This is a genomic window from Salinispora cortesiana, from assembly GCF_000484695.1.
Lineage (GTDB): Bacteria > Actinomycetota > Actinomycetes > Mycobacteriales > Micromonosporaceae > Micromonospora > Micromonospora cortesiana.
Genome location: NZ_AXVR01000012.1, coordinates 1 through 24,428 on the forward strand (window position 1 = coordinate 1; position 24,428 = coordinate 24,428).

Here is a 24,428-nt window from a genome sequence, read left to right on the forward strand (position 1 = left end):
CTGGTTGGTGCCTTGGATCTGGGGGCCACCGGCGGGCGGTCAGCCCTTCAACAGCTGCCGCGCCATGACGATGCGCTGCACCTGGTTGGTGCCTTCGTAGATCTGGGTGATCTTCGCGTCGCGCATCATCCGCTCGACCGGGTAGTCCCGGGTGTAGCCGTAACCGCCGAGCAACTGCACGGCGTCGGTGGTGATCTCCATGGCGGCATCGGAGGCGAAGCACTTGGCCGCCGCGCCGAAGTAGGTCAGGTCCGCGTCTCCCCGCTCGGACCTGCCGGCCGCGGCGTAGGTCAGCTGCCGCGCCGCCTCCAACTTCATGCCCATGTCCGCGAGCATGAACTGGATGCCCTGGAAGTCGGCGACCGGCTTGCCGAACTGCTGACGCTCCTGCACGTACCCCTTGGCATAGTCGAGCGCGCCCTGCGCGATGCCCACCGCCTGCGCGGCGATGGTGACCCGGGTGTGGTCCAGGGTCTGCATAGCGGTGGCGAAGCCGGTGCCCTCCGCACCGATCATGCGGTCGGCGGGGAGGCGGACGCCGTCCAGGTAGACCTCACGGGTCGGTGAGCCCTTGATCCCCAACTTCTTCTCCGGTGCGCCGAAACTCACCCCCGGGTCGGACTTCTCGACCACGAAGGCGGAGATACCCCGGCTCCGGGCGGCCGGGTCGGTCACGGCGAAGACCGTGTAGAACTCGGACACCCCGGCGTTGGTGATCCACCGCTTGACGCCGTTGAGCACCCAGTCGTCGCCGTCTCGGACGGCCCGAGTGGTCATCGCGGCGGCGTCGCTGCCCGCCTCCGGCTCGGACAGGCAGTACGAGAACATCGCGTCGCCGGCCGCCACCTGGGTCAGGTACTTCCGCCGGAGCTCCGCGGACCCGGCCAGAATCAGCGGCATGGTGCCCAGCTTGTTGACCGCCGGAATCAGCGAGGAGGAGGCACAGGCACGCGCCACCTCCTCGATCACGATGGCTGTGGCGAGGGCATCCGCACCGGCGCCGCCGTACTCGACGGGGATGTGCGGAGCGTGAAAGTCAGCCGCCCGCAATGCGTCGAAGGATGCCTTCGGGAACTCACCGGTCTCGTCCGCCTCCGCGGCGTGCGGTGCCACCTTCGCCGCACAGACCTCCCGGACCGCCTCCCGGACCGCCTGCTGCTCATCCGTCAATCGGTAGCCGTCGAACGCCTGCTCTGCGGCCATGTCGGCCCCTCCTCTTCACCGCTATCATGCGCAGTCTGTAGCGTCATCTGACCGCGGACCGCGCAGACTGAAGGATAGCGAAACGGGATCGGGCGATGTTACCGCCGCGTAGGCTACGACGTGCCGCACTGACCAGCCCGCGCGGGAGCATGGTCAAACAACCGAACAACCCACCTTCGGTGCCCTGGCAGGCGCCGCGGTCGGCAGCGACGCCACGAGCGGCGCCAGTGCGAGCGGAGAAGACAGGCGTGACGATCCCCTATCCGAACACCCAGCCCGTACCTCCGATCGGGGCGGTGACCCCGCCGTCCGGCGCCCCTCGCCCCCGGGTGACCTTCCTCGGCACCGGCTACCTTGGCGCGACCTACGCCATCTGCTACGCCGAGCTGGGCTACGAGGTGCTCGGCTTCGACGTGGACGCCGACAAGATCGCCATGCTCAACGCGGGTGAGGTGCCGATCCACGAGCCCGGCCTGGACGAGCTACTCAAGCGCAACCTGGCCGCCGGGCGGCTGCGTTTCAGCACCGACATGGCCGAGGTCGCCGAGTTCGGGGACGTGCACTTCATCTGCGTCGGCACCCCGCAGCAGACCGACGCGCTGGGGGCGGACCTGTCGTACGTCGAGGCAGCTGTCACCAGCCTGGCGCAGCAGTTGACCCGCCCGGCGCTGATCGTCGGCAAGTCCACGGTGCCGGTCGGCACCGCGGAGTGGGTAGAGCAACTGGTGAGCAAGCACACACCCGCTGACCTCGGCATTGAGGTCGCCTGGAGCCCCGAGTTCCTCCAGGAAGGCTTCGCCGTTGACGACGTGCTCCGCCCGAACCGGATCGTGGTCGGCGTCAAGAGCGAATGGGCCAACGGGATGCTCTACGCCGCGCACAAGGGCGTCTTCGACCTGGCTGCCACGGAGGACCGCGAGGTGCCGATGGTGGTCACCGACTTCGCCACCGCCGAGCTGGTGAAGGTCGCCGCGAACGCCTTCCTGGCGACCAAGATCTCGTTCATCAACGCGATGGCGGAGGTCTGCGAGGCCGCTGGCGGCGACGTAACCCACCTGGCCCGGGCGATTGGCTTCGACCCCCGAATCGGCAACCGATTCCTCCAGGCCGGCCTCGGCTTCGGTGGGGCCTGCCTGCCCAAGGACATCCGCGCATTCCAGGCCCGGGCCCAGGAACTGGGCGCTGGCGAGGCGCTGCGCTTCCTGCACGAAGTCGACCTGATCAACCTGCGCCGTCGGACCCGGGTGGTCCAACTCGCCGCCGACCTACTCGACCGGCGCACCGGCCCGGCTGGCCCCGATCTCTCCGGCATCCGAATCGGCGTGCTCGGTGCGACCTTCAAGCCCAACACCGACGACGTCCGCGACGCGCCGGCCCTCGCCGTGGCAACGCTCCTGCACAAGGCCGGCGCGGACGTGCACATCTACGACCCAGAAGGGATGGAGCGCGCCCGCACCGCGGCGCCCGAGCTGACCTACGAGCCGGGCATCAACGAGGCGGTGTCCGACGCCGACCTGGTCTGCGTCCTGACCGAGTGGGCTGACTTCCGCAACGCCGACCCGGTCGCGCTCGGCGCCCTGGTCGCCGGCCGCCGGGTGGTTGACGGCCGCAACTGCCTCGATTCGACACTGTGGACGCAGGCTGGTTGGGAGTACCGCGGTATGGGCCGACCGTAGCCCGTCGCCGGCCGCGCTCCGCGGAGCAGGGCGCCACACCCTGGACCCGCCGACAACTGTCGAAATCCACGCCAGCATTGGGCATGCTGCGACAGTAGGGTCCACAGTGCGGCTGGAGGGTGTCGTGGTGAGCTTTCAGTGCTCCTCGTGCGGCCGGGAGTTGAAGCCGGCTGCCCGCTGCCCGCACTGCGGCGCACAACAGCCGCAACGGCTCGAACACCTCGCGGAGATCGAGCGATCGATCGCGGAGATGAAGGCGCGGGACGCCGAGATCGCCGGCGAACAGCGAAAAATCGCCGCCAAGATGCAGGCTGCCCTCTTCCAGCGGGACATCCTCGCGCATGCTGGTGAGGAGAACGTCAAACAGGCCACCCGGCCCCGGCGCGTGCTGCGTCGCCGGCCGGACCGACGGCCACCGACCGCTCCCCCCGGCGCACCGCCCCGGGTGCCCGGGCAGGGCACCCCGCCCGGGCCGGAGGAACCGCCGACCGCCGTCTGGCTCGACGCCGACAACCCCGAGCATCCGCCGGAGGCCTCCAGCCGCGAGGTACAGAACATTCCCCTCGGGCTCGGCGCGCTGCTGCTCGGCGTCGCCGCGGTGGTCTTCGCCGCGGTCGCCACCAGCTCCCTGGATGCCCTCGCCCGGCTGGGTGTGCTCTGCCTCGCGACGGTCCTGATGCTGCTCGCCCCGCCAGTGCTGGCCCGGCGGGGGCTCACCTCCACCGCCGAGACCATCTCCGCCGTCGGCCTCCTCCTGGTGCCGCTGGCCGGGTACGCGCTCTGGTCCGTGACCAGCGCCGACGACGCCTCCAGGGCGGTGTTCGCCGGAGCCGTATTCGCGGTCACCGCCGGGGTTGCCCTGGCGTACGGCGGCTGGACCGGACTCCGCGCACCACGGTTCGCCACGGTGCTGGCCCTCCAGCCGATCCTGCCGCTGCTCGCCTACGACCGAATCAGCACTGCGGCGGGCTGGGCGGTGGTGCTGGCCCTCGTGGCCGTCCTGAACTTCTCGCTGGCCGGCTCCGCGGTCACAAGGGCCCGACCGGTCCGCCGGGACCTGCCCGGAGCGCCCCCGACCCCTCCGACCACGGCTGGGGGGCAGACCGGCCCGGAACGGCCTCCGGCCACCCCCGTCGCCCCGCGCCAGCGTTCGGGGGAGGACCAACCAACCGACGGCGGGGCAGCGCCCGAGGAGGTGCTCGGTGGGGACGACTCCGCTGTCCGCCCGGTGCCCGGGCTCCGCGAGTTGATCTTCATCCTCTACGGCGCCGCCGCACTGGCTGCCCTCGGCTACGCCAGCACCGCGCTGCTGCGGGCGACCGCCGTGCCAGCAACGGTCGGGGCGGGAGTCGCCCTCCTCCTCGCCGCCACTGTTGCCGGCGCGGGGATGCTGGCGACCCGCCGTGCCCCATTTCCCGAGCTCGGCACCGGCCTGCTCACCCTCGCCGTGATCGGCGCGTCGAGCCGGCTCGCCTGGGTGGCGGCACCAGACCAGGCACTACTCCTGATCACTGCCGTCATCGCGCTCACCGGGCTGGTCGTACGCGCGGTGCCGGCTGTCCTACGGCGCGGCCCGCAGTTCGCCTCCGCCATCGCGTTGACCATCAGCGGCGGCGTCGTCGCCACCGGCGCCCTGCGAGCCGGAGTGGCCCCGCTCCGAGCCGCCCTCCCGGCGTGGGCCGCCGACCTCGACCGCTACCCAGCCGAGCTCGCCGCGATGGGTACCCCCGCCGCCAGCCAACTCGCCGCCAGCGCGCTGCTGCTGACCGTGGCCGCTGTGGTCGCCCTACCGCCGGGGATCCGCCGGGAGTTCGCGGTGTTGGGTGCCGCGCTGACCGCGCTCGCCGTCCCCACCTCGTTCGGGCTTGGCTGGGCTGCCGCGCCGTGGCCGATGGTGGTGGCGGCGGTCGGGATCGGGGTGGCCGGGTTGTCGGCGCGGACCGAACGTGCGGCGCGGGCGCACGCCGTAGCCGCCGCCGGGGTGGGGGTGTTCGGTGCCGGAGCCGGGCTGGCCCGGCCGTCGTTGACCGCCGCCGTCCTGCTCATCCTCTTTCTGGCGGGGGTGCTGGTGGCGGCCGCACCCCGGCTCCGGGCCGCCGCTACTGGAGCGGACCTCCTCTCCGGCTGGGCCGCGGGCGGGGCGGCCTTCGCCCTGCCCGGCACGGTGGCAGCGGTCGTCGCCGCCGGTCCGGCGGAGTCCGCCACCGCGCTGCGGGAGGTGACCGTCGCGCTGCTGGCGGCGAGCTTCCTCGCGGTCTGCGTCACACTCGGTTACGCCGCACTCGTGCAGGTGTCGCACCGGCATCTCCCGATGCCGCTGGCGACGGGGACGGTACTGGGCGCCCTGGCCGTCGCCGCGGCCTCGTTCGCGGCACCCGCCACCACCGCCGCCGACGCCTGGGTAGGCGCGCTGCTGCTGGTCGCCGCAGTGCTCCTGTTCTTCGCGCCCTCCTTCGACGCCCGTCGCCGCTCCGACCTCCTCCTGGACGGCTCCGACCTGGCCGGGGCCGCGGTGACCGCCGCGCTGGTCGCCACCCTGGTTCGGATCGCCGCTGTCCTTGCGCCGGGTGCGCAGCTGGCGGTCGCGGCCGGGCTGCTGCTGGTCGTGGCCGTGGCCACCCGTGCTCTCCCGCAACCGTGGCGGCGAGGTCCAATCCTCGGCCTGGCCCTGGGCGGCGGGCTGGTCGGACTGCTGACCGGCGCGATGGCGCTCCGCGGGGGCGTCGGCGTCCTCCTCACCTCCGGTCCAATCTGGGCCGGCGACCTGAGCACCTGGCCGGCCGCCCCGATCGGCGGCGCCACCTGGCAGGCTCCGGTCGCGCTGGCGCTGCTGGCGACAGCCGCCGCGGTCCTGTTGCCGCCACCCTGGCAGCACGACATCTCCGGCGCGGCCCTGGTCCTGGCCGCCATCGGCGCACCGGCCGCATTCGCGCTGCCATGGTGGTCGCCGGTGCTGGTGGGTTCGCTGGTGGCGACCGGGTACGGCCTGGCCTCGGTGGCGTCGGTGGAGGCCCGAGCCGCGTTCTCCCGGGCCATCGTGGCCGGCGTGCTGGCGCTGCATGTCGCCGGCGCCGGGCTGGTCCGGCCGTGGACAACGGCGCTGGCCCTCGGCGGCATCGCGCTGATCGGTGTCGCCGTGGCGACCTTCGCTCGCGTCCTCTCCCCGCCGCTGGACACCGATCCGGATGCCGAGGGGCCACCGCCCCACCCGAGCCGGATCGGTGGTGCCGCGACCGGGGCCACACTCCTCGCCCTACCCGGCGCGGTGGCCGCCCTGGCTGCCGAGTTCGGGCACTCACCGCAGGTGGTGCTGATCGCCGCCCTGGCCACCTCCGGCCTGAGCCTGGCCGCCGTGGCGTCTGCCCGACGCCGGGTTCCGCAGTACCTGCCCTGGGCCAGCGCCGCGCTGGTCGGCGGCGCCACGGTGAGTTCCCTCGCCGCCATCCCCGCCGGCCTGCAGGTCGGGGTGTACGCCGCTGCGGCTGCCCTGATCGGTGTCCTGGCCGAGCTGAGCCGCGCCGCCACCGAGCCACCGGCCGGACTCGCGGCACCGACTCGCCGATGGCGAGTAGCCCTGGGGGGCACCTTGGGCCGCTCTGCCGGGCCCGGTACCCGCAAGTGGCGGGTAGACCCGGCCGCCGGTGCGCTCGCCGCGGCGACCCTGCCCACGGTACTGGCCCTGGTCTCGCTCGCACCGGCGCTACAGATGGCGCTGGTCGAGCCACACCGAACCCTCGGCGGCACCTGGCAGGGCCCGCCGCCGGAGCTACTCCTGCCCGCACCCGCGGCGGCGGACCCGACGCACGTACTCACCGCGCTGCTGCTGACCGCCGCCGCCGCGCTGGCTGCTGTCGGGTTCAGTGGCGGTCGGCGCAGTCGCGCGGTGCCGGTCATCCTGCCGGGCGCGGCGGTGACCCTGCTGATCACGCCCGTGGCGCTGGATCTCGCCTGGCCGGCGAGCACGCTCGCCGGGCTCACCGTGTTCACCCTCGCCATGCTCGGACTCGCGCTCACGCCGCCGCCCACCCTGGTGGAGCGAGCACGCTCGCTCCGGCTGGCCCGAGTGCTCGTCTTCGGCATCGGCCTCGCCGCCGGCAGCGCGGGACTGGCCGGCAGCCTGGCCGCAGAGAACCTGACCCTGGTCACGCTCGGCGGCGCGGTGGGCGTCGGCACGGTTGCTGCGCTCTTCGGTGCCACCGGGCACGCCCGCATCCTCGGCTGGCTGTTCGCAGCCCTGATGGCGCAACTCTTCGTGCTCACCACCGGTCTGGTTGCCGGTCTGAGCGCCCGCTGGTCGGCGTTCGGCGTCCTGGCCGTCGGGGCGGCCCTCCAGGTCTTCGCGGCCACCCTGCCGCGCCTGCGTCGCCCCGAGGCAGGGCGGGAGGCGGCCACGGTGGAGTGGAGCGGCTTCGCCGCCGCGCTGATCGCCCTGGCGCTGGCCTACGACTCACCCCGGCACATCGCGGCCCTGCTCGCCGCCGGGGGCGCCATCCTCGGCGTGGCGGCGGCCCGACCGGGCCGCCGCCACATCGAGCGACGGATCCTCTTCTGGACGGTGGTGAGCTGCGAGGTCACCGCGTGGTGGATTCTCATGTGGGTGGCGGACGTGGCGCTGGCCGAGGCCTACACCCTGCCGTTCGCTGCGCTGGCCCTGCTCGTCGGTGTCCTGGAGCTGCGCCAACGCTCCGAGCTCAGCAGCTGGGTGGCGTACGGGCCGGCCCTGGTGACCGCCTTCGCTCCGACCCTGGCGATCGTGCTGGCCACCGAGAGCAGCATGCTGCGCCGGGTGCTGCTGCTGCTCGGGGCGGTCGCGGTGCTGGTCTTCGGCTCACTACGGCAGCAGCAGGCACCGGTGATTGTGGGGGCCACGGCCACCGCGATCACGGCGATCCACGCGCTGTTCAGTCTCGGGCCGTGGCTGCTGCTGATCCCCGCCGGTCTCCTCCTGCTGGTCCTCGGGGCCAGCAACGAACGTCGCCGTCGGGCCCAGGAACGCCTCCAGACCGCCCTGCGCGGCATGCGCTAGCCGACGGCGGCAGGGCTCAGCCGGCCCGGCCCGGCCCGGCCTGGCAGGGCTCAGCTCGGCTCAGCTCAGCGAGGCGCGCAGGGCCGCGTCCTTCTCCGCGACCACCTGCTCCAGGCTGGATTGGTACGCCGTCATCCGGTCGAGCAACGCCCGGTCCTCGACGCCAAGGATCCGGACCGCGAGCAGGCCGGCGTTGCGGGCATTGCCAATCGAGACGGTGGCCACCGGCACGCCGGCGGGCATCTGCACGATGGAGAGCAGTGAATCCATCCCGTCCAGATACTTCAGGGGCACCGGCACCCCGATCACCGGCAGTGGGGTGACCGAGGCGACCATGCCCGGCAGGTGTGCCGAACCCCCCGCCCCGGCGATGATCGCCTTTAGGCCACGGTCAGCGGCGTCGCGGCCATACTCGATCATGCGGACCGGCGTCCGGTGCGCCGAGATCACCTCGACCTCGTACGCGACCCCGAACTCGTCCAGCGTCTCGGCGGCGGCCCGCATCGTCGGCCAGTCCGAATCGCTGCCCATGATCAGCCCGACCGTACTCATCCGTGCCCCTCCCGCAGCCAACGGGCAGCCCGCGCCGCCCGGTTACGTACCTCGTCCAGGTTGTCGCCAAGTACGGTGACATGGCCGATCTTGCGACCTGGGCGCACCTGCTTGCCGTACAGGTGCACCTTCGCACCCGGCTCAGCGGCGAAGAGGTGGTGCAGGCGCTCGTCAATGGAGATGCCGCCCGGCTCACCGCCCAGCACGTTCGCCATCACCACCACCGGCGCGGCCAACGACGTGTCCCCCATCGGATAGTCGAGCACCGCCCGCAGGTGCTGCTCGAACTGCGAGGTCCGGGCCCCCTCGATTGTCCAGTGCCCAGAGTTGTGCGGCCGCATCGCCAACTCGTTGACCACGAGGCGGCTGCCCGTCGCCTCGGCCGGGTCGGCCACCTCGAACAACTCGACGGCGAGCAGGCCCACCACGCCGAGCTCGGTGGCGAGGTCGATGGCGAGCTGCTGCGCACCGACCGCCAGCTCCTCCGGCAACTCCGGTGCGGGGGCCAGGACCTCGACGCAGATCCCGTCCCGCTGCACGGTCTCGACCACCGGGTATGCGGCGACCTGCCCGAACGGGGAACGGGCCACCTGCACGGCCAGCTCCCGGCGCAGCGCCACCCGCTCCTCGGCGATCAGGCGCATCCCGGTGCCCAGCAACGTGGCCGATCGTTCGGCTGCCTCAGCGGCGTCCGCAACCAGCCACACGCCCCGGCCGTCATAGCCGCCCCGGGCCGCCTTGAGCACCACCGGCCAGCCCACGGCGGCACCGAAGGATTCGAGGTCGGCCGGGGTCTCGACCGGCCGCCAGGCTGGATTTGGCAGACCCAGCGTCGCGAGACGTTCCCGCATAACCCGCTTGTCCTGGGCGTGCACCAGCGCCTCGGCCGGCGGAAAGAGCTTGACGCCCTCGCCGGTGAGGGCCTCGATGTGCTCGGTGGGAACATGTTCGTGGTCGAAGGTGACCACGTCGCAGCCCTTGGCGAAGGTGCGCAGCACCGCGAGATCGGTGTGCTCGCCGTACTGCACGTCGGCGGCCACCAGGGCGGCACCATCCTCGGGGGCGAGCGCGAGCACCCGCAGCGACTGGCCGAGGGCGATCGCGGCCTGATGGGTCATCCGGGCCAGTTGGCCGCCACCCACCATGCCGACAACGGGCAGACCGGTGTGGGAATCCATAACCCGGTCAGCGTATCCGGCCAGCACAGCCAGCCCGCCACCCGGGCCCACCGCCCGCCTACCGGCCCGTCAGCTGCGCCACCAGGTCGTCAACCGCGGTAGCCGGCCGGTCGCAGACAAAGCCCCGACAGACGTATGCGGTGGCCTGCCCGTTGACCATCTGCCGACCGGCGAGTAGCGGCACCCCGGGCTGGTCCGGCTGCCCCGCCACCACCACGGCACCGGGCGGGGCATGCCGATGCGCCGCATGCACCAACGGCTCACCGGCCGGATCGGTAGTAGCCACCGCGATCTCGTACGGGCCGGCGAGTAGCGCCGCTCCGGCGGTGGCCGCGTACCCGGTGAAGCGGGCGTGTGCGGCGACGAGCGGCGCCACGGTGGCCAGCGCCGCCTCCGCCGCCTCCCGGTAGCGGGTCTCGCCGGTCAACGCCGCGTACGCGATCAGCGCGGCGACGATCGCCGACCGGCCGGAGGGGGTGGCGTTGTCGGTGGGGTCCGCGGGCCGGCTGACCAGACGCTCCGCGTCATCAGCGGTGTCGAAGAAGCTGCCCTGCGGTGCGGCGAACCGCTCCAGCGCTACGTCCAGGAGCTGCCCCGCCAAGGTCAGCCACCGTCCCTCACCGGTCAGCTGGTGCATCGCGCAGAAAGCCTCGGCCACGCAGCCGTAGTCCTCCAGGACTCCGGCGGCCTCCCCGACCCGGCCGTCTCGCGAGGTTCGCCGCAGCCGCCCAGCCACGAGGTGCACTTTTGCCAGGTGCTCGGCCGCGTCCCGCATGGCGCCGTCGGCGACGATCGTCACGCCCTCCATCAGGTTGGCGTCCGGCCCCGGAGCCTCCTCCGCAAAGCTGGCTACGACCTGCTGGAACTCGGCGATCGCGGTGATCGCGAGCCCGTTCCAGGCAGCTACCACCTTGTCGTCGCGGGCCGGTTGCGGGCGGGTGTCGCGGACCATCAGCAACCGGTGCACGATCTCCTGCCAGCGGGACTGCACCTCCGGCGCCGCATCGTCAACATCCCGGGCCAGCCGAAGCACGCTGGCCGACTGCCCGGCGGCTGCCGCCCCGGCCGACGCGGCAGCGTGGGGGGTGAACGAGCCCTGCTCGGTGACCGCGAACAGGTCGGCGGCCCACGGGCCGTCCTGCTCACCCAGGGCCGCGACGAGTTGGGCGGGGGTCCAGACGTAGGTCAGCCCCTCCACCCCGGCGGCGTCGGCGTCCAGCGCGGAGGCAAACCCCTCACCCGGACGGTGCAGCTCGTCGGCGAGGAAGCGGGCCGTGTCCCGGGCCACGCGACGGGCCATCGGGTCACCGGTCAGCCGCCACAGATGGGTGTAGACCCGCAGCAGCAGGGCGTTGTCGTAGAGCATCTTCTCGAAGTGCGGCACCACCCACTGCCCATCCACGCAGTAGCGGGCGAAGCCCCCGGCGAGTTGGTCGTACAGGCCGCCCCGGGCCATCGCCTCCGCGGTGTGTCGGACGATCTCCAGGCTCCGCTGGTCGCCGGTGCGCTGGTGCTGCCGCAGCAGGAAGAGCAGGCTCAGGTGCGGCGGGAACTTCGGCGCCCCGCCGAACCCACCGTTCGTCTCGTCGTACTCCGTACCGAGCCGGTCGGCGGCGGCGTCGAGCAGCTCGGCGGTGAACGGGGCGGACGGACCCCCGACCGCCTGGGCACCGCCAATCGCCTCGACGACCGCGGCACCCTGCTGGAGCACGGCGCTGCGCTGGTCCCGCCAGGCGGTGGTGACCGACTGGAGCAGCCGGAGGAAGTTGGGCTTCGGGAAGTAGGTGCCGCAGAAGAACGGGGTTCCGTCCGGGGCGGCGAAGACGGTCATGGGCCAGCCGCCCTGCCCGGTCATGGCCTGGGTCGCCGTCATGTAGACGGCATCGATGTCCGGACGCTCCTCGCGGTCCACTTTGATCGCTACGAAGCCCTCGTTCAACAGCGCGGCAACCTGCTCGTCGGCGAAGGACTCGTGCGCCATAACGTGACACCAGTGGCAGGCGGCGTAACCGACCGAGATCATGATCGGAACGTCCCGCCGGCGGGCCTCGGCGAACGCCTCCGCGCACCACGGCCACCAGTCGACCGGGTTGTCCTTGTGCTGGAGCAGGTACGGGCTGGTGGCGTCCGCGAGTCGGTTCACGGGACGACCCTATCGGCGCGGACGGTCAGGAGGCGCCGTCGGCCCGGAGGGGAACAACCCGGGAGCGCGCCCCGCTGACCAGACCGCCGAGAACCGCACCGATCTTGTCGGCCGGCACGGGTTTGAAGAAGTGGTAGCCCTGGGCGGCCGTGCAGCCGAGTTCGGCCAGCGCGCTGCGCTGCTCGGCGGTCTCCACCCCCTCGGCGACGACCCGTAGCCCCAGCTGCTGGCCGAGCCCCACCGTGGTGCGCACGATCGCCGCCGCCTCCGGCGAGTCGGCCATCCGGAGCACGAAGGAACGGTCCACCTTCAGCTCGTCCACGGCGACCCGGGTGAGGAAGGTCAACGACGAGAACCCGGTGCCGAAATCGTCCACGGCCAACTGCACGCCCATCGTGCGCAGCGCGCCGAGCACCTCGTCGATCACCTCGAGCTCGCTCATCACCACCGTCTCGGTGATCTCCAGGACGAGGCGCCGCGCCGGGACCCGGTGGCGGCGCAGCGCGTCTGCGATCTCGGTGGGCAGCCGCCGGTCGAGCAGGCTGCGGGCGGAGAGGTTCACCGAGATCGGCAGGTCCAGTCCGTCCTGGGCCCACTGGGCCGCCACACCGAGGGCCTTGTCCAGCACGTACCGGGTGAAGGTGCCCAGCTGCTCGCTGTTCTCCACCGGACGGATGAACTCGTGCGGGTTCAGCCAACCGCGTCGGGGATGCCGCCAGCGGATCAGCGCCTCCACCCCGGTCGGCGCCCCGGTGGCCAGGTCCACCGCCGGTTGCAGGACCAGCACCAACTGGTCGTCGGCGGCCAACGCCTCGCGCAGCTCGGCCAGGAGAGCGAGCCGATCGGTGCTGGTGGCGTCCCGCGCGGAGTCGTACGCGGCGACGCACCCGCTGCCCTCCTTCGCCTGGTACATCGCGATATCCGCCCGGCGCAGCAGCTCCGCCATGTCGGCGGTGCCGGCACTGGCGACCACCACCCCGACGGCGGCCTCAACGGACATCCGGACGCCCGCCACCTCGGTGGGGGCGGCGAGCCGTTCGGTGATCTCCCGGGCCTGGCGCAGCGTGTACGCCATCGGGGCGGCGCTGTCTCCGAGCACTGGCACCGATGTCAACAGGAGGGCGAACTCGTCGCCACCGAGCCGGCCCAGCAGGTCCCCGCCGCGGGCCAGCCCGCCCAGTCGGTCGGCGGTCAGCTGGAGTAGCTGGTCACCGGCGGCATGCCCGAGCGTGTCGTTAACCTCCTTGAACCGGTTGATGTCCAGCAGCAACAGTGCCACCGGCCGGTCCCGGGCCAGCCGCCGCAGCACCTGGTCCCCCTTGCTGAGCATGGCTGTCCGGTTGGCCAGGCCGGTTAGCGCGTCACTCACCGCCTCCTGCAGGGAGCAGGCGGCTACCTTGCGCAGCTCCCGATGGCTCGCCGCGTCGTGCAGAGCGACGGCGAGGGCGTCGCCGTACGCCGCGAAGGCGTCGCGGTCGCGGTCGGTGGGTGGTGCCGCCCGGGGGAACCGGACGCGGAGCTGGCCGCCGGTGGCGGTCCCAACGGCGAGCGGCCGAACCAGCTCGCGTTCGTCCCCACCGGCCACGTCGGGGCCGCCGATCTCCTTGGTGGAGAGCTGACCGGTGGCGTCGCCCCGATACCGATGCCATCGGCCGTCGCCGCCGGCGACCTCCACGGTGACCAGCTCGGCCTGAAACAGAGTCAGTGCGCCGCTAACCGCCGCCGTCGCCATGCCCCGCTCGTCGCGGTGGCTCAGGGCGGCGGTCGCCTCGGCGAAGGCCCGCCAGGCACGTCGCTCCCGATCGGCGCGGAGCCGGTGGCGATAGGTCTGCTGGAGCAGCCAGAGCGGCAGCGGGAGGATCAGCAACCAACGTGGGTCCACCTCGACGAGGGCGACCACGACCAGGCCCACCACAACGTTCCCGACGAACGTCAGCAGTTTGCCGTGCAGCGCCTCCCCCAGCAGGGCACGGACGGGGACGCCGTGGTGCAGGTTGACGGTGACCGCACCGAGCGCGACGCTGACGAGCAGGTAGGTGACCGCGCCCGCGACCATCGCGAGCGCCAGCGGTGGGGTCGGCGCCGCCAGCAGCGGCCGACCCAGCAGGGTGGTGACGAAGCCGGCCACCGCCGCCGCCACGGTCAACGACGACGCGATCCGGGCGATCTCCAGCGGTGGCCGGTGGGTGCCGAGCAACGACATCCCCGACCAGGCCAGGCCGACGCCGAGGAGGGTGGCCGCCGGAATCCAGCCGGCGGGCACCTGGTGGAGGCAGATGACGAGCGCCGCCTCGCCCCAGGTGAGGCTGACCGCTCCGGCCGCAGCCCGGAACTGGAGACGGGCGAGCTGCGCGAACGCGAACAGGGCGACCGCGATCCCGAAGCGCGCCGGGCCGCCCAGCGGGTCGTCGCTGGGCAGACCGCTCGGCCGGATGACCGCCCCCACGGCTACCACCAGGGCCGTCGCCAGCACCACCGCCGTAAGCGCGCCGGCCCACCTCGACCGGTTGGGGGGACCGGCCCGCGACTGGCCGGATGGAGTGGAGGTCACCGCCCCGCCCCGGCCTCGAACTCTACGGCAGGACGACGGGCAGCCACAGCTGTGCTGATCATCGGCGCCCCCTCCTACCCAGGCCGACGAAACTTTCCGTCCCCGGCGGGAAGGCTAAGCCAATACCGGTGACCGCAACAGGGGGCTAGGGCGCCGTAAGTCGTGAATCATGCGGCCAGGGCCCGTTCAGGGCTGCTGGGGCCCGGTCCCGGATTTCAGCGAAGAATCCCGCGCCGGGGCGTCACCGGTCGCCTCGCTGACTGCCGCAGCTGCCTGACCAGCGTCGGACGGAGCGGAGCCGGCGGCGGACGGAAACTGGTTGGGCAGCCGACGCAGGCGGGCGTTCATGTTGCGGATCAGTAAAACGGTGGCAATCGCCAGCACGAGGATCAGGAACAGGCCCATCGGGCCAGCCAGCCCGCCCGTGCGGGTGTTCCCGAAGTTGTTTTGGGCGAGCACCTCAGCGGCGGTCAGCATGGCGTCCTCCGTTGCGCGAGTGGTGCCCAGCCTAGCCCGCCCCCGGAGCGGGGCCGATGGAACCCCTCTTCGGAGTGGACCGGCTAGGCGATCCCGGCGAAGAGGTCCGACTCGGGCAGGGGGCTGTCGACCAGGGACCGGACGAGTTGGAAGTCCTCCGTGGGCCAGGCGCGCTGTTGTACCTCCATCGGCACCTGGAACCAGAATCCATCCGGGTCGATCTGGGTCGCGTGGGCGCGCAACGCGTCGTCACGGACCGGGAAGTACTCGGCGCAGTTCACCCGGGTGGTGATTCTGGGGCCCTTGTCCGTCCGGCCCTCCCAGCGCGTGAGCCACTCCTCGTACGGCGACTCGATGCCGGCGGCGAGCAGCGCCTCGTGCAGCATCAGGATCTTGCCCTTCGAGAAGACGATGTCGTAGTAGAGCTTGAGCGGCTGCCAGGGCTCGCCGAGATCGGGGTAACGCCCGGGGACACCGGCGGCGTCGAAGGCCGCAACGCTGATCTTGTGAGTCATGATGTGGTCGGGGTGGGGGTAGCCGCCCTCCTCGTCGTAGGTGGTGACGACGTGCGGGCGGAACTCCCGCATCAGACGCACCAGCGGGCCGGCGGCCTCCTCCACGTCCTGCAGGGCGAAGCAGCCCTCGGGCAACGGTGGCAGCGGGTCCCCCTCCGGCAGACCCGAGTCCATGAAGCCAAGCCAGGCCTGCTCGATACCGAGGATCGCCCGCGCGGCGTCCATCTCGGCACGGCGGATGTCGGCGATGTTGGCCCAGACGTCGGGCCGGTCCATCTTCGGGTTGAGCACGCTCCCCCGCTCACCGCCGGTGCACGTCACGACCAGGACGTCCACCCCCTCGGCCACGTACTTCGCGGTGGTCGCCGCCCCCTTGCTTGACTCGTCGTCCGGGTGTGCGTGGACGGCCATGAGCCGCAGTCGCTCTGCCAACGTCGGCGCTCCTCGTCTCTGCCCGGCGGTCCTACCCAGACCGCCCGGCTACGGAACAATCCCCCGCCGTCGACCCGCCCACGGCACACACCCGCACCCCTGGGCACTCCACCGGCGCTGACCTGCGATGCTGGAGCTCCCACGGTGTTGACGTGCCCACGGTGCTGACGTGCCCGCGTCACTGACGTGCCCACGGTGCTGACGCCCCCGGACGGCTGGGAGAATGAACCTGCCACTCTTACCAAACCATTCTTGCTGATGCCCCCGACAACGACGCCAGGAGATGCCCGCCGGTGAGCGAGACGCACGCCACACATTTGACCGGCGCGCCGGTCTTCCCACCCGGTCGGTACGGCCGTCGGCGGGAACGCCGCCGCCGTCCGGTGCTGACCGCGCTGGTGGGGCTCGCCCTGGTGGCGGCCCTCGGCACGATCGTGGTCCGGCTCTACCAGCAGTACGGCGGCGTGGAGTACGACGCAACCGTAATCACATACACCGAGATCACCGACTCGCAGGTACTGATCGACTTCCGGGTCACCGTACCCCCGGGTGGGTCCGCGGTCTGTGTGCTGCGGGCCCGGGACCGGGACGGCGCCGAGGTGGCCCGGGAGCAGGTCACGGTGACCGCCCAGCCCGACGAGCGAGAGGTACGCGCGCAGCACCGCCTGGCGACCGAGGGACGCCCTTTCATCGGCGAGGTACTTCGCTGCCGTCGCCCGGCCTGACCTGCCGCGACGGCCACGACGGGACGGCGCGGGAAAGCCCGGACGTTGATCGTCGGGCCGACGGCGTCGGCGGGCACTGGTAACTTGGAATTTCACCTGCCGCCAGCACGACTGAGGAGATCGCCTGTGTCCACTGGCAACGAGGCGCCCGCCACCTGGCTGTCCCAGGAGGCGCACGACCGCCTCCAGGCGGAGCTCGACGGGTTGATCGCAAATCGGCCGGTCATCGCCGCCGAGATCAACGCCCGGCGCGAGGAGGGTGACCTGCGGGAGAACGGCGGCTACCACGCCGCTCGCGAGGAACAGGGCAAGGCCGAAGGGCGGATCGTCTACCTGAAGGAGCTGCTGCGCACCGCTCAGGTGGGCGAGGCACCGACCGCCGACACGGTCGCACCGGGCATGGTGGTAACGATCTACTTCGATGATGACAAGGATGACACCGAGCGCTTCCTGCTCGGTTCCCGCGAGATCTCGTCAACCACCGACCTGACGGTCTACAGCCCCGAGTCCGCCATCGGACAGGCGATCCTGGGCTGCCGCCCGGGCCAGACCTGCACCTACACCGCACCCAGCGGCGCGGATATCAAGGTCACCGTGGTCGCCTTCGAGCCCTTCAGCGGCTGAACGCACCCGTACCGACGTGCCGGTGCCCCCCCCGGGCCACCGGCACGTCGGCAATTTCTGGTCCCGCGGAGCGGGGCCGGCGGCCTCACGCCTCGCCGGCGAAGACCACCTGGTAGCCGCTGGCCCGCAGCACACTGATCAGTGTGTCCGAGTGTTCGGTGCCGCGGGTCTCCACCGACAGCGCCACCTCGACCTCGCCGAGCCGCAGGTGCGGGTTGGCCCGCTGGTGCTCGACATCCACGACGTTCGCCCGCTGCTCGGCGATCTCGCTGAGCAACAAGGCGAGCTGGCCCGGTCGATCCGAGCAGCGGACGGTGACCCGTAGGTAGCGCCCGGCCGCCGCGAGCCCATGCTCGATCACCCGCAGCATCAGCAGCGGATCGATGTTGCCGCCGGAAAGCACCGTCACCACCGGCGCCTCGACGTCGACCGCGCCGGCCAGCAGCGCCGCCGCCCCCACCGCACCAGCCGGCTCGACCACCTGCTTGCCCCGCTCCAACAACATCAGCAGCGCGCGGGAGATGTCCTCCTCGCGCACGGTCACGACCTCGTCGACCAACGTGCGGACGTGCTGGAAGGTCAGCTCACCGGGACGGCCGACGGCGATTCCATCCGCGATCGTGCCGAACGACGGCAGCCGCACCGGCTCACCCGCGGCCAGTGAGGGCGGGAAGGCGGCGGCGCTGGCCGCCTGTACACCGACGACCCGCACATCTGGTCGCAGCGCCTTCACCGCGACGCCAGTGCCGGAGACCAGTCCACCGCCCCCCACCCCGGTGACGATCGTGCGGACCTCCGGGCACTGTTCGAGGATCTCCAGCGCCACCGTGCCCTGCCCCGCGATCACATCGCGGTGGTCGAACGGGTGGATCAGCGTTGCCCCGGTGCGCTCGGCGTAGGTCTGCGCGGCCACCAGCGTCTCGTCAACCGTGTTACCGACGAGTTCGACCTGCGCGCCGTACCCCTTGGTGGCCTCCACCTTCGGCAACGGTGCGTTCACCGGCATGAACACGGTGGCGTGCGTGCCGACTAGGCCGGCAGCGAGCGCCACGCCCTGGGCGTGGTTGCCGGCGCTGGCCGCGACGACACCGTTGGCGCGCTCCGCCGCCGACAGCCGGGAGATCCGAACGATTGCCCCCCGCACCTTGTACGAACCAGCCCGCTGGAGGTGCTCACACTTGAGCCACACCGGCCCGCCGAGCGCAGCGCTGAGGGGGCGGGACGGTTCCAACGGGGTGGTCCGAACGACACCAGCAAGCAACTCCCGCGCGGCCCGTACGTCGTCCAGGCTGACCAATTTCGTCATGCCCCTGATCGTGCCACCCGCCCCGACCAGCGCCGGGCCTGGCCACCGCCGCCGGTCCCCGCCGTTGTGGTGGGACCGGCGACGGGTCACCCGGCGGCCGGCCTGGACATCCCATCCCGTGGGTAGCCAGTGGCGTGCCGGGCCCAGGGGGCCTGCATCTCGAACTGGCCGGCCACCCCGAGCAGCAGGAGCTCGGACCCGGGCGGACCGACCAGCTGGACCGCCACCGGCAGCCCGTCCGGCCGGCGGCCGACCGGCACCACCAGTGCGGGCAGTCCGGCGATGTTCCACGGTGCGGTGTACGGGGCGTAGCGGAGGTTGGCCAGCACGTTCGCCCGCCAGGAACGAGCCGACCAGCTGACCGCGGCCGGGGGGATACTCGCCAGGGCCGGGGTGAGCAGCAGGTCGATCGAGTGGTCGGTGAAGAGTCCGATCGAACGCTCTCGCCAGACCTCCCGGTCGGCCGGACGTACGTACCCCCGGCGCTGCACCCACTCCCCGAGCCGGACGTGCTGGCGGCTGCGCTTTTGCAGGCTCCGCCGGTCCAGCCCCGCGGCCTGGACGTCCGCGGTGGCTGCGGCGAACCAGGTGGCGAGGCCCTGTAGGCCAAGTGCCGTCGAGTAGCTCGGGTCGGCGGGCACGGTGTCGTGCCCGGCGGCGGCGAGCAGTCGACCAGCGGCGACGACCGCGTCCCGGTTCGACGCATCTGGCGAGACGCCCCGCACCGGGGAGCGCAGGGACACGCCGACCCGGAGCCGGGCCGGCGGGACAAGCTTCTCCTGCCGACGGCCGGCGAGCGTCTGAAAGCCGACCGCCGCGTCGGCGACGGTGGTGGTCAGCACCCCGTGCTCGGTGAGGCCGAACCAGTCATCCGCGCCGAGTTGGCAGGGCACCACCCCGCGCCCGGGCTTGAGGCCGACCAGACCGCAGCAGGCCGCCGGGATCCGGATCGACCCGAGCCCGTCGTTGGCGTGGGCGATCGGCACCAGCCCAGCGGCCACCGCCGCGGCCGACCCGCCGGACGAGCCGCCGGGGGTACGGCCGCGGTCCCACGGGTTTCGGGTCACCGCGGTCGGATCGTCGGTCACCCCCCACAGGCCCAGCTCCGGCATCCGGGTGACGCCGAGAATCACCGCGCCAGCGCCGCGCAGCCGCCGGACCACCTCATGGTCGGCCTCCGCCACCTGGGTCCGGGCGGCGGCCGAACCGTTCCAGGTGGGCAACCCGGCGACGGCGGTGTTCTCCTTAACCGCCACCGGCACCCCGGCCAGCGGAAGGTCAGCCAGGTCTTCCAGCTCGTCGACCTTCTCCGCCTCGGTAACCGCCGCACCGGCCCGCACCCGCCGGAACGCGGCCAGGTCGGGGTCGACCCGGGCGACGTGGTCGAGATGGTCGGCGACGACCTGGGTGGCGGAGATGTCGCCGCGGCGTACGCCGCGGGCGATCTGCTTGGCGGTCGCCCCCACCCAGGTCGGCACGATGTCCTGCACGGCCACCCTCCCCCAGCCCCGCGATCAGCCCAGCGCCTGCTCCAGATCAGCCAGCAGGTCGTCTACCGTCTCAATGCCGACAGACAGTCGCACGAGATCACCGGGAACTTCAAGCGGCGAGCCGGCCGCACCGGCGTGTGTCATCCGTCCCGGATGCTCGATCAGGGACTCCACCCCGCCGAGCGACTCGGCGAGCACGAACAGCTTCGCCCGGTTGCAGATCTGTACGGCCTGCTCCTCGCCGCCGACCGCGCGGAAGGAGACCATCCCGCCGAAGCGACGCATCTGCTTCACGGCCACCTCGTACCCGGGGTGGGTGGGCAGGCCGGGGTAGCTGACCGAGGCGACCGACGGGTGCCCGTCCAAAAAGGTGGCGATCCGTTCGGCGTTGTCGCAGTGGCGATCCATTCGTACGCCGAGGGTCTTGATCCCGCGCAGGGTGAGCCAGGCGTCGAACGGCCCGTTGACCGCACCCATCGCGTTCTGGTGATAGCCCAGCTCGGCACCGAGCTCGGGGTCGGCGACGACCAGTGCCCCACCGACCACGTCGGAGTGTCCACCGATGTACTTGGTCGTCGAGTGCACGACGACGTCGGCACCGAACGTGATCGGCTGCTGCAGGTACGGGGAGGCGAAGGTGTTGTCCACCACGAGCAACGCCCCCGCCTCGTGGGCGATCGCCGCGAGGGCGGCGATGTCGGCGATGCCGAGCAACGGGTTGGTGGGGGTCTCCACCCAGACGATCTTTGTCTGGCCCGGTCGGATCGCGGCCCGGACCGCGTCGGGATCGGAGACCCGGGCCGGGGTGTACGCCAGGCCCCAGCGCTCGGTGACCCGAGCGAAGAGCCGGTAGGTGCCGCCGTAGGCGTCGTCCGGGATGACCACGTGGTCACCGGGGGTGCAGACCGCCCGTAGCAGCGTGTCCTCGGCGGCGAGGCCACTGGCGAAGGCGAGACCGACGGCGCCGCCTTCCAGCGCGGCCAGGCACTCCTGCAGGGCGTCCCGGGTCGGGTTGCCGGAGCGGCTGTATTCGTAGCCCTGGCGCGGCGCGCCGACGGCGTCCTGTGCGTACGTGCTGGTCTGGTAAATCGGGGGAATCACCGCGCCGGTGCGGGCCTCCGGGGCCTGGCCGGCGTGGATGGCGAGCGTCTCGAAGCCGTTACTCATGACCGGAACGTTAGTCGGGCCCGGTCCCCGGGGCGCCGGTAACCGTCGGCGCTCCGGCGGCAGAGCCCGCCACCAGCAGGTGTGCCGGTGCCGGCGGGGCGGGTCCCGCCTGGGCTACCCTGCCGAGGGATGAGCGGATGCGTGTTCTGCGGGATCGTCGCGGGCGAGGTGCCGGCGTTCCGGGTCGTGGACGAGCCGGGCGGGGTGGCCTTCCTGGACACCCGGCCGGTGTTCAAGGGGCACCTGCTCGTGGTGCCGCCTCCGCACCTGGTCACGCTGGCGGACCTGCCGACGGAGGCGCTGCCGGGCTACTTCGGGTTGGTCCGCCGACTCGCCGTCGCGGTCGAGGCCGGGCTGGGTGCGGGCGGCACGTTCGTGGCGATGAACAACAAGGTGTCGCAATCGGTTCCCCACCTGCACACCCATGTGGTGCCGCGGACGAAGGGCGACGGGCTGCGCGGCTTCTTCTGGCCCCGCACCCGCTACCGGGACGACGCCGAGGCGGCCAACCACGCCGACCGGATCCGCGCGGCGCTGCCGGGTTGCGCCGGAGCGCCCCGTCGCGGATAAGGAAGCCGCCGTCGCGGGTAAGGAAGCCGCCGTCGCGGGTAAGGAAGCCGGGCCCGCCGGCGTTGCAGCCGGGGAAGGGTATGAGAGGAGTCCCACCGTGTTCCTGCGCCGCACGAAGGCCCAGCTGATCACCCCGGAGGAGGCCCTGCCCGGCCGCCCGGTCGCGACACCGGTCACCGAACCGCACGAGGTGTTGGGTACCCCGCTGACGGGCCCGTTTCCCGAGGGGACCGAGGTCGCCGTCTTCGGGATGGGTTGCTTCTGGGGCGCCGAGCGGCTGTTCTGGACGCTGCCCGGCGTGCTCACCACCTCGGTGGGCTACGCGGGTGGCCACACGCCCAACCCGTCGTACGACGAGGTCCGCTCCGGCCGGACCGGGCACGCCGAGGTCGTCCAGGTCAGCTACGACCCGTCGAAGATCACGTACGAGGACCTGTTGAAGGTCTTCTGGGAGAACCACGACCCGACCCAGGGCATGCGGCAGGGCAACGACGTGGGCACCCAGTACCGGTCGGCGATCTACCCAACCACCGGCGAGCAGCTGACCACCGCGCTGGCGTCCCGCGACGCGTTCGCGCCGGTCGTGGCCCGCGCCGGCAAGGGCGAGATCACCACGGAGATCAGCCCCCTCGGCGACTACTACCTCGCCGAGGGGTATCACCAGCAGTACCTCGCCCCGACCAAGAATCCCGGCGGTTACTGCAACCACGGCCCCAATGGGCTGAGCTGTCCGGTCGGCGTCGCGCGTACCACTGACTGATGCGGATGCGGGCGGGTTTCCTGGCCGACAACTCGCCCGCCACATCACATTCCATAAATGGGTCGATCATCACATCGGGTAACGGCGGTAGATCCTCGCAGAGTGACCACGCGTGACACGAACTGCCACCCTCATCCCCACGAACCGTCACTCTGTGCAATGGAGGACGGGAATTCTAGCAACCCTTTTACACGACCGTCATGGTCTCAACAGGCTAATCGCAATATCCTCTGGCAGCATGGACTGACATGTGCGGACTTGCGGGAGAGTTTCGCCGTGATGGTTCCCGGGCCGATGTGGCCACGGTGGAGCGCATGGCGGCCACGATGAGTGACCGAGGGCCGGACGGCAGCGGGGTGTGGGCACAGGGAGCGATCGCCCTGGGGCACCGCCGCCTGAAGATCATCGACCTCTCGGCCGCCAGCGGCCAGCCCGTCGTGGACGCCGCCGCCGGCCTTACCGGCGTCTTCAACGGCTGCATCTACAACTACCGGGAACTACGGACCGAGCTGCAGGCCAAGGGGCACCACTTCTTCTCCTCCGGAGACAGCGAGGTGGTGGTCAAGGCGTACGCCGAATGGGGCCTTGACTTCGTCGACCACCTCGTCGGCATGTTCGCCGTGGCGATCACGGAGCGGGACACCGGCCGGCTCGTGCTGGCCCGGGACCGGCTCGGCATCAAGCCGCTCTACCTGGCCGAGTCGCCGGGTGTGGTCCGCTTCGCCAGCACCCTGCCGGCGTTGCTGGCCGGCGGTGGCGTCAACACCGAGATCGACCCGGTCGCGCTCGCGCACTACCTGAGCTTCCACAGCATCGTGCCGCCCCCGCGCACCATCCTGCGCGGGGTGGCCAAGCTGCCCCCGGCCACCATCCGGGTCTACGAGCCGGACGGCCGTAGCCACGAGCGGGTCTACTGGAATCCGTCCTTCACCCGGAGCCCCGAACGCGCCGGCTGGTCGGCGCAGGACTGGCAGGATGCCCTGCTGGCTTCCCTGACCACCGCCGTGCGGCGACGGATGGTCGCCGACGTACCGGTCGGCGTGCTGCTCTCCGGCGGCCTGGACTCGAGCCTGGTGGTGGCCCTGCTCGCCGGGGAGGGCCAGCGCGGCCTCTCCACCTTCTCCATCGGCTTCGACTCGGTCGGGGGTCGGGAGGGCGACGAGTTCCGCTACTCGGACCTGGTGGCGAAGACCTTCGACAGTGATCACCACCAGATCCGCGTCCCGTCGCAGGACCTGGTGCCGCCGCTGGAGGCAGCGGTCGCCGCAATGAGCGAGCCGATGGTCAGCCATGACTGCGTCGCGTTCTACCTGCTCAGCCAGGAGGTGGCTCGACACGTCAAGGTCGTCCAGTCCGGTCAGGGCGCGGACGAGATCCTGGGCGGCTACCACTGGTACCCGCCGCTGGCGCAGGTCGCGCGGGAGGAGGCGCTCGAGACCTACGCCGGTGCGTTCTTCGACCGGGACGCGGCCGGGCTGGCGCGCGTACTCAACCCGGCCTGGCTGGCCGAAGGTGACCCGGCACGCGAGTTCGTCGCCGCCCACCTGGCCCAGGCCGGGGCGCAGACCGCGGTCGATGCCGGCCTGCGGATCGACACGCAGATCATGCTGACCGACGACCCGGTGAAGCGGGTCGACAACATGACCATGGCACACGGGCTGGAGGCCCGGGTCCCGTTCCTGGACCACGAGTTCGTGGAGCTCGCCGCGACCTGCCCGCCGGAGCTGAAGCTGGCTCAGGGCGGCAAGGGCGTGCTCAAGGAGATCGGCCGGCGGGTCCTGCCGCACGAGGTCATCGACCGGCCGAAGGGCTACTTCCCAGTTCCGGGCCTCACTCACCTGGAGGGCAAGCTCCTCGACCGGGTCCGGGACGCGCTCTCGGCGCCGGAGGCTCGTCGTCGTGGGCTGTACCGCACCGACTACGTCAACGCGCTGCTCGACGACCCGAACGCCGAACTGACCCCGTTGAACGGAAACAAGCTGTGGCAACTCGGACTCCTGGAGATGTGGCTCCAGAACCACGGAATCGGTTGA

The 24,428-nt window shown here is 71.8% G+C and carries 17 protein-coding genes; 7 read left to right on the forward strand and 10 right to left on the reverse strand.

What is annotated here, in order from left to right:
- Nucleotides 1-39: 39 nt before the first annotated feature.
- Nucleotides 40-1,203: an acyl-CoA dehydrogenase family protein gene (locus K228_RS0107930; RefSeq protein ID WP_025617950.1), complete on the reverse strand. Its 1,164-nt coding sequence runs from the start codon at nucleotides 1,201-1,203 to the stop codon at nucleotides 40-42.
- Between the two features lie 248 nt (nucleotides 1,204-1,451).
- Between K228_RS0107930 and K228_RS0107935 the strand changes: the two genes are divergently transcribed.
- Entirely contained in the window at nucleotides 1,452-2,879 is a 1,428-nt protein-coding gene (locus K228_RS0107935) for a UDP-glucose dehydrogenase family protein (RefSeq protein ID WP_025617951.1), read from the forward strand.
- A 124-nt stretch (nucleotides 2,880-3,003) separates the two neighbouring features.
- Nucleotides 3,004-7,905, forward strand: coding sequence for an SCO7613 C-terminal domain-containing membrane protein (locus K228_RS0107940; protein ID WP_025617952.1), 4,902 nt, complete (start codon nucleotides 3,004-3,006; stop codon nucleotides 7,903-7,905).
- A 60-nt stretch (nucleotides 7,906-7,965) separates the two neighbouring features.
- Here the strand turns inward: K228_RS0107940 and purE are convergent, their stop codons facing one another.
- From purE to mca, 6 genes are all read right to left on the reverse strand, one after another.
- Nucleotides 7,966-8,457 (reverse strand): 5-(carboxyamino)imidazole ribonucleotide mutase, encoded by a 492-nt coding sequence (purE, locus tag K228_RS0107945; protein ID WP_025617953.1) that lies wholly within the window; start codon nucleotides 8,455-8,457, stop codon nucleotides 7,966-7,968.
- Nucleotides 8,454-9,635, reverse strand: coding sequence for a 5-(carboxyamino)imidazole ribonucleotide synthase (locus K228_RS0107950; protein WP_025617954.1), 1,182 nt, complete (start codon nucleotides 9,633-9,635; stop codon nucleotides 8,454-8,456). Before K228_RS0107950 ends, purE begins: the two co-directional genes overlap by 4 nt.
- 58 nt (nucleotides 9,636-9,693) lie before the next feature.
- The gene (locus K228_RS0107955) at nucleotides 9,694-11,778 is read right to left on the reverse strand and encodes a thioredoxin domain-containing protein (RefSeq protein ID WP_025617955.1); all 2,085 of its coding nucleotides are present in this window, start codon (nucleotides 11,776-11,778) and stop codon (nucleotides 9,694-9,696) included.
- 25 nt (nucleotides 11,779-11,803) lie between these two features.
- Nucleotides 11,804-14,329: a putative bifunctional diguanylate cyclase/phosphodiesterase gene (locus K228_RS0107960; RefSeq protein WP_025617956.1), complete on the reverse strand. Its 2,526-nt coding sequence runs from the start codon at nucleotides 14,327-14,329 to the stop codon at nucleotides 11,804-11,806.
- A 186-nt stretch (nucleotides 14,330-14,515) separates the two neighbouring features.
- The gene (locus K228_RS0107965) at nucleotides 14,516-14,806 is read right to left on the reverse strand and encodes a hypothetical protein (RefSeq protein ID WP_025617957.1); all 291 of its coding nucleotides are present in this window, start codon (nucleotides 14,804-14,806) and stop codon (nucleotides 14,516-14,518) included.
- A gap of 83 nt (nucleotides 14,807-14,889) precedes the next feature.
- The gene (gene mca / locus K228_RS0107970) at nucleotides 14,890-15,732 is read right to left on the reverse strand and encodes a mycothiol conjugate amidase Mca (protein WP_029723409.1); all 843 of its coding nucleotides are present in this window, start codon (nucleotides 15,730-15,732) and stop codon (nucleotides 14,890-14,892) included.
- Nucleotides 15,733-16,046: 314 nt separating this feature from the next.
- Here mca and K228_RS25420 point away from each other — a divergent pair, with 314 nt between their 5' ends.
- Both K228_RS25420 and greA read left to right on the forward strand, forming a co-directional pair.
- Nucleotides 16,047-16,478 (forward strand): DUF4307 domain-containing protein, encoded by a 432-nt coding sequence (locus tag K228_RS25420; RefSeq protein ID WP_033776649.1) that lies wholly within the window; start codon nucleotides 16,047-16,049, stop codon nucleotides 16,476-16,478.
- A gap of 126 nt (nucleotides 16,479-16,604) precedes the next feature.
- Nucleotides 16,605-17,102, forward strand: coding sequence for a transcription elongation factor GreA (greA, locus tag K228_RS0107980; protein WP_025617960.1), 498 nt, complete (start codon nucleotides 16,605-16,607; stop codon nucleotides 17,100-17,102).
- 85 nt (nucleotides 17,103-17,187) lie between these two features.
- On the opposite strand, the gene ilvA is transcribed toward greA, so the two are convergent.
- The 3 genes from ilvA to K228_RS0107995 form a co-directional block, all read right to left on the reverse strand.
- On the reverse strand, nucleotides 17,188-18,408 hold the full coding sequence (ilvA, locus tag K228_RS0107985) for a threonine ammonia-lyase (protein WP_025617961.1): 1,221 nt from the start codon (nucleotides 18,406-18,408) through the stop codon (nucleotides 17,188-17,190).
- Nucleotides 18,409-18,494: 86 nt separating this feature from the next.
- Nucleotides 18,495-19,904 (reverse strand): amidase, encoded by a 1,410-nt coding sequence (locus tag K228_RS0107990; RefSeq protein ID WP_025617962.1) that lies wholly within the window; start codon nucleotides 19,902-19,904, stop codon nucleotides 18,495-18,497.
- An 18-nt stretch (nucleotides 19,905-19,922) separates the two neighbouring features.
- Entirely contained in the window at nucleotides 19,923-21,065 is a 1,143-nt protein-coding gene (locus K228_RS0107995; protein WP_025617963.1) for a cystathionine gamma-synthase, read from the reverse strand.
- Nucleotides 21,066-21,206: 141 nt separating this feature from the next.
- Between K228_RS0107995 and K228_RS0108000 the strand changes: the two genes are divergently transcribed.
- The 3 genes from K228_RS0108000 (at nucleotide 21,207) to K228_RS0108010 (ending at nucleotide 24,428) form a co-directional block, all read left to right on the forward strand.
- Nucleotides 21,207-21,635 (forward strand): HIT family protein, encoded by a 429-nt coding sequence (locus K228_RS0108000; protein WP_025617964.1) that lies wholly within the window; start codon nucleotides 21,207-21,209, stop codon nucleotides 21,633-21,635.
- A 97-nt stretch (nucleotides 21,636-21,732) separates the two neighbouring features.
- A complete protein-coding gene (gene msrA, locus K228_RS0108005; protein WP_025617965.1) occupies nucleotides 21,733-22,395 on the forward strand; it encodes a peptide-methionine (S)-S-oxide reductase MsrA in 663 nt (220 codons plus the stop codon).
- Between the two features lie 248 nt (nucleotides 22,396-22,643).
- Nucleotides 22,644-24,428, forward strand: a complete 1,785-nt coding sequence (locus K228_RS0108010) for an N-acetylglutaminylglutamine amidotransferase (RefSeq protein WP_025617966.1) — start codon at nucleotides 22,644-22,646, stop codon at nucleotides 24,426-24,428.